Source organism: Trichloromonas sp., assembly GCF_041583255.1.
In the GTDB taxonomy this organism is placed as follows: Bacteria; Desulfobacterota; Desulfuromonadia; order Desulfuromonadales; family Trichloromonadaceae; genus Trichloromonas.
Window position 1 is genome coordinate 1 of the sequence record NZ_JBFHGD010000196.1, and the last position, 6,074, is coordinate 6,074.

Annotated in this window: 5 protein-coding genes; all 5 read left to right on the plus strand. The window is 61.2% G+C overall.

Going from position 1 to position 6,074, the window contains the following annotated elements; translation table 11 throughout:
* On the plus strand, positions 1 to 1,755 hold a 1,755-nt coding region (gene alaS, locus ABYV89_RS13490; protein ID WP_432823467.1), incomplete at its 5' end, for an alanine--tRNA ligase.
* Between the two features lie 182 nt (positions 1,756 to 1,937).
* The gene (locus ABYV89_RS13495; protein WP_432823468.1) at positions 1,938 to 3,062 is read left to right on the plus strand and encodes a response regulator; all 1,125 of its coding nucleotides are present in this window, start codon (positions 1,938 to 1,940) and stop codon (positions 3,060 to 3,062) included.
* Positions 3,063 to 3,213: 151 nt separating this feature from the next.
* The gene (gene hslV / locus ABYV89_RS13500; RefSeq protein ID WP_432823469.1) at positions 3,214 to 3,744 is read left to right on the plus strand and encodes an ATP-dependent protease subunit HslV; all 531 of its coding nucleotides are present in this window, start codon (positions 3,214 to 3,216) and stop codon (positions 3,742 to 3,744) included.
* Positions 3,741 to 5,063, plus strand: a complete 1,323-nt coding sequence (hslU, locus tag ABYV89_RS13505; RefSeq protein WP_432823470.1) for an ATP-dependent protease ATPase subunit HslU — start codon at positions 3,741 to 3,743, stop codon at positions 5,061 to 5,063. Before hslV ends, hslU begins: the two co-directional genes overlap by 4 nt.
* A 106-nt stretch (positions 5,064 to 5,169) precedes the next feature.
* On the plus strand, positions 5,170 to 6,054 hold the full coding sequence (gene argB, locus ABYV89_RS13510; protein WP_432823471.1) for an acetylglutamate kinase: 885 nt from the start codon (positions 5,170 to 5,172) through the stop codon (positions 6,052 to 6,054).
* Positions 6,055 to 6,074: the final 20 nt, after the last annotated feature.

Sequence of the window (6,074 nt, forward strand, 5' to 3'; positions counted from 1 at the left end):
GGGCGCGGCTACGTGCTGCGCCGGATCATGCGCCGGGCCATGCGCCATGCCAAGATGCTCGGCTGCGAGGAACCGCTCCTGTTCCAAAGCGCCGTCTTCGTGCTCGAGTCGATGGCCGACGCCTACCCGGAAGAGGCCAAACGCAGGGATTTCGTCGCCAAGGTGGTGAAAAATGAGGAAGAGCGCTTCATCCAGACCCTCGATAACGGCCTGCGCATCCTTTCCGACGAAATCGCCAAGCTGAAGTCGCAACAGCAGACCATCATCCCCGGCGACGTGGTCTTCCGCCTCTACGACACCTTCGGCTTCCCGGTCGACCTGACCGCCGACATCGTCGAGAAGGACGGCTACACCCTTGACGAAGCCGGCTTCGACGCCTGCATGGAACGGCAGCGCAAGAAGGCGCGGGAAAACTGGAAGGGCTCCGGCGAGGAAGCGGTGGCGGCCGTCTACCGTAAGCTTCTTGAAGCCGGACTGCAGAGCGAATTCACCGGCTATCACGGAACCACCAGCCACGGCACGGTGACCGCGATCCTCAAGGACGGGCAACCGGTCGATGCGGCCGAGGCCGGCGACCAGGTCGAAATCATCACCAGCCAGACCCCTTTCTACGGCGAATCGGGCGGCCAGGCCGGCGACCGGGGAAGGATCCTCACCGCCAACGCCGAGCTTGACGTCATCGAAACCCGCAAGCCGCTGCCTGAGCTGCCGGTGCACCTGGTCAAGGTCGGCAAGGGCACCCTGCGCAAGGGGGATACAGCTGAACTTCAGGTGGACGAGGCGACCCGCCAGGCCACAGCTCTCAACCACACGGCGACCCACATCCTGCAGGCGGTGCTGATCGATGTGCTCGGCGACCATGTCAAGCAGGCCGGCTCGCTGGTCACCCCCGACCGGCTGCGTTTTGACTTCACCCATTTCTCGGCCATGACCGCCGAGGAAATCGCCCGGGTAGAGGTCGAGGTTAACCGCCGCATCCGCGAAAACCAGGCGGTCGACAGCACCGAGATGGACAATGAAGAAGCGATCGCCGCCGGGGCTACCGCCCTGTTCGGCGAAAAATACGGTGACCGGGTACGGGTCGTGCGGGTCGGCGAATTCAGCATGGAACTCTGCGGAGGCACTCACGCCAGGGCCGCCGGCGACATCGGACTGTTCAAGATCCTGCAGGAAACCGGCATTGCCGCCGGCGTTCGCCGCATCGAAGCCGCTACCGGGGCGCGGGCCCTGGCCATCGTCCAGAGCGAAGAAAAATCCATGGACCAGATGGCCGCCCTGCTCAAGAGCGACCGCCCCCAGCTGCAGGCCCGCCTGCAGAAACTGCTTGAGCGGCAGCGCGAAATGGAACGTGAAATTGAAATGCTGCAGGGGCGGCTGAACGCCGGCCAGGCCGGTGAACTTCTCAGCCAAATCCAGGACGCCGCCGGGGTCAAGCTGCTGGCAGTGGAAATTACCGGCAGCGACGCCAAGGGGCTGCGGGAAATGGCCGACCAGCTCCGTGACCGGCTGCAGTCCGGGGTGGTGGTGCTCGGCTGCAAGGCCGATGACAAGGCCAGCCTGCTGGTTGCGGTCACCAAGGATCTCACCGGACGCCTGCACGCCGGCAATATCATCCGCGTCCTCGCCGAGCAGGTAGGCGGCAAAGGGGGCGGCCGCCCCGATCTGGCCCAGGCCGGCGGCAGTCAACCGGAAAACCTTGCCGCGGCCCTTGGCGGCGCCAAAGAGGTGATCTGCGCCGCCTTGCAGGGAAACTGAATTAAAGAGTTGTGGGCCGCAAACTGCCCCAAAAACCGCCTTAAAAAACGCGGGGACGCAAAGCGACAGAGACCGAACGGTCCGATTGGTCTTGGCAATATTCTGCGTCTCTGCGCTTTGCGCTGCCTTTTGTTCTGGTTTTACATTATTCATTTCATTGATATAACCAACGGGGAATGCCAGTGAAACTCAACCTTGAGAGCCAGCCACAGCTGCAGCAGGAGATGGAAGGACGAACCATCCTGATCGTCGACGACGAGTCGGTGATACGCGACCTGTGCGCCAGGGCACTCAAAGGGTACCGGATTATCCAGGCCGAAGACGGCGAGCAGGCGCTCAGCATCCTCGACCACGAACGGGTCGACGTCGTGCTGGCCGATGTCATGATGCCGCGGGTCAACGGACTCGATCTGCTCAAGAAGGTCAAGGAAAAGACCCCGAACCAGGTCGTTGTCATCATGACCGGTTATGCCGACAAGGATGTCATCCTGCGGGCCCTCAAGGCGGACGCCGACGATTTCATCTCCAAACCGATCAACCTGCTGCAGCTGAAAACCACCATCGACAAGGTGCTGGAAAAAAAGACCCTTAAAGAGGAACTGCTCCACCTCAAGCGCCTCGACAAGCTCAAGTCCGAATTTCTCGGCCTGGTTTCCCACAAGCTGAAAACCCCGATCACCGCCATCTCCCTCTTCATCCAGAACCTTTCCCGCGGATTCGGCGACCCCAACGACCCGACCTATCAGCAAACCCTGGCGCTGATCCTGGACGAGTCAAAGTACCTCGGTTACCTGATCAAGGATCTGCTCTTCTACAGTGAAGTCATCCTGCGCGAAGGCCCCCCCGAGCTATCGCCCTGCAACCTGCGGGACATCACCCAGAGCGTGGCCGGCGACCTTCACTATTCCGCCCTCAACAAGGGGGTCGCGCTCACCTCGGTGTTCGAAGATGATTTCCCCGAGATGGCTCTCGACCGCAAACGGATCAGCTTCGCCCTGCGGGCGGTCCTCGAAAACGCCATCAAGTTCACCCCAACGGGCGGCACGATCAACCTGATCGGCGAAGTGACCAACAAGGCGGTGCGGCTGATCATTCAAGACACCGGCCAGGGGATCCCCGCCGACGAACTGCCCAAGGTTTTTGAAAAGTTTTACCAAGTCGACCCTGACCACACCGGCCAGATCCGCGGCTTCGGCCTGGGGCTCTTCTATGCCCGCCAGTTCATCAACAGCCATGGCGGCCGGCTGCTGCTCGAAAGCACCCCGGACGAAGGGACCGTCGCCACTATCGAACTCCCCAACAGCTGAACCCAGACCGAAAAAACGGGAAAATGCCGTCACTCTCGGGGCTACAGCCCGTAGTGCGGCATTTTTCTTTTTCATGTCGCAATGCCTGTGATATATTGATCGCATTTTTCTTTTCGTTAAAAAGGACTGCCGAAGCGGCAGGAGGGCGCCCATGTTTCGTGGCACAACCATCGTCTGCGTTCGCAAAAACAACGAAATCGCCCTGGCGGGAGATGGCCAGGTGACCCTCGGCAACACGGTGATGAAGCACGGCGCCCGCAAGCTGCGGCGGATGTACGAAGACCGGGTGCTGGCCGGGTTCGCCGGCAGCACCGCCGACGCCTTCACCCTGTTCGAGAAATTCGACGCCAAGCTGCAGGAATACCGCGGCAACCTCCCCCGGGCGGCGGTCGCCCTGGCCAAGGACTGGCGCACCGACCGCATCCTGCGCAAGCTGGAAGCGCTGCTGATCGTGGCCAACGTCGAGACCACCCTGGTCCTCTCCGGCTCCGGGGACGTCATCGAACCGGATGACGGCGTTGCCGCCATCGGCTCCGGCGGCCCCTTTGCCCTGGCTGCGGCCCGTGCCCTGCTGAACCATTCGGAGCTGCCGGCCAAAGAGATCGCCGAGCAGGCCATGCACATCGCCGCCGGCATCTGTATCTACACCAACGACAACATCCTCGTGGAGGCTTTGCCGTGAACAACTTCACCCCACGGGAAATCGTATCCGAGCTCGACCGCTATATCGTCGGCCAGAAAGGGGCCAAGCGCGCCGTCGCCGTCGCCCTGCGCAACCGCTGGCGCCGTCAGCAGGTACCGGCCGAACTGCGCGACGAAATCGCGCCGAAAAACATCATCATGATCGGCCCCACCGGGGTCGGCAAGACCGAGATCGCCCGCCGCCTGGCCAAGCTCGCCCAGGCCCCCTTCGTCAAGGTCGAAGCCAGCAAGTTCACCGAGGTCGGTTATGTCGGCCGCGACGTCGAAAGCATGGTGCGCGACCTGGTTGAGCTGGCCATCATCATGGTCAAGCAGGAAGAAGCCCAGGCGGTGCGGATCAAGGCGGAGGATCACGCCGAAGAGCGCCTGCTCGACCTGTTGCTGCCCGGCGAAAAACACGCGGTCGACGGCTCTGATACCGGCTCGACCCGCGACAAGCTGCGCAAGCTGCTGCGCATGGGCGAGCTCAACGACCGCTTCGTCGAGATCGAGACCCAGGAAGTCAAGATGCCGATGATGGAGGTCCTCACCCCTCAGGGTTCCGAAGAGATGGGGATCAACTTCAAGGAGATGTTCGGCAACCTGTTTCCCAAAAAGACCAAGCGCCGGCGCATGAAAGTGGCCGAGGCCAAGGAACAGCTGATCAACGAAGAGGCCGAAAAGCTGGTCGACATGGACAAGGTGCATACCCTGGCCAAGGAACGCACCGAGCAGAGCGGCATCATCTTCATCGACGAAATCGACAAGATCGCCAGCCGCGAGGGAGGACACGGCCCCGAGGTCTCACGCGAGGGGGTGCAGCGCGACATCCTCCCCATCGTCGAGGGGAGCACGGTGAATACCAAGTACGGACCGGTCAAGACCGATCACGTGCTCTTCATCGCGGCCGGTGCCTTCCACGTCTCCAAGCCGTCGGACCTGATCCCCGAACTGCAGGGACGCTTCCCGATCCGGGTCGAGCTGGACAGCCTCGGCGAAGAAGAGTTCGTGCGCATCCTGAGCGAGCCGAAGAACGCCCTGACCTGCCAATATGCCGCACTGATGCACACCGAAGGGATCGAACTCAATTTTACCGTCGACGGCATTCACGAAATCGCCCGCACCGCCGCCGTGGTCAATGAGCGCACCGAGAACATCGGCGCCCGCCGGCTGCATACGATCATGGAAAAGCTGCTCGAAGACCTCTCCTTCGACGCGCCGGAGAGCAAGGATAAAACCATCACCATCGACGCCCCCTACGTGAACCAGCGGCTGGCCGAGATCGTCAAGGATGAGGATCTGTCGCGGTATATACTTTGATAACTGCGGTGATTGGTTGCTGGTGATTAGTCATTGGTTAAATCCAAAAACCATCACACGCCTTAACTAATCACCAATCACTAATCACCAATTACAGGTTTTTGCCATGCAAGACATCATCAATAAAGCCAAAGTCCTGACCGAAGCGCTCCCCTACATCAAGCGGTTCGCCAACAAAACCATCGTCATCAAGTACGGCGGCAACGCCATGGTCGAGGAACGGCTCAAAGAATCCTTCGCCCAGGACATCATCCTGATGAAATACATCGGCCTTAACCCGGTGGTGGTCCACGGTGGCGGCCCGCAGATCGGCCAGGTGCTCAAAGCGATGAACATCCAGAGCTACTTCGTCCAGGGGATGCGGGTCACCGACAGCGCCACCATGGACGTGGTCGAGATGGTGCTGGGGGGCAAGGTCAACAAGGAGATCGTCGCCAACATCAACCGCCACGGCGGCCGCGCGGTCGGCCTGACCGGCAAGGACGGAGGCCTGCTGACCGCCCGCAAGATGGAGATGACCGCGGTCAACCCCGACACCCTGACCCCCGAGATCATCGATATCGGCCTGGTCGGCGAAGTTGAAAAGGTCAACCCGGCGATCATCGACGCGCTGGAAAAAAACAATTTCATCCCGGTCATCGCGCCCATCGGCGTCGGCTTGAACGGTGAAACCTACAACATCAACGCCGACCTGGTGGCCGGCAAGGTGGCCGGCGCCCTGCGCGCCGAAAAGCTGATCCTGCTCACCGATGTCGAGGGGGTCAAGGACAAGCAGGGCAAACTGATCTCCACCATCGACATAATGCGGGTTCCCGACCTGATCAACGACGGCACCATCTCCGGCGGCATGATCCCCAAGGTCAACTGCTGCCTCGACGCCGTCGAAGAAGGGGTCGCCAAGACCCACATCATCGACGGCCGCATGGAGCACGCCTGCCTGCTCGAAATCTTCACCGACAAGGGCATCGGCACGGCGGTGGCTAGGATTTAAGGACTCTGAAAGGCGTAATA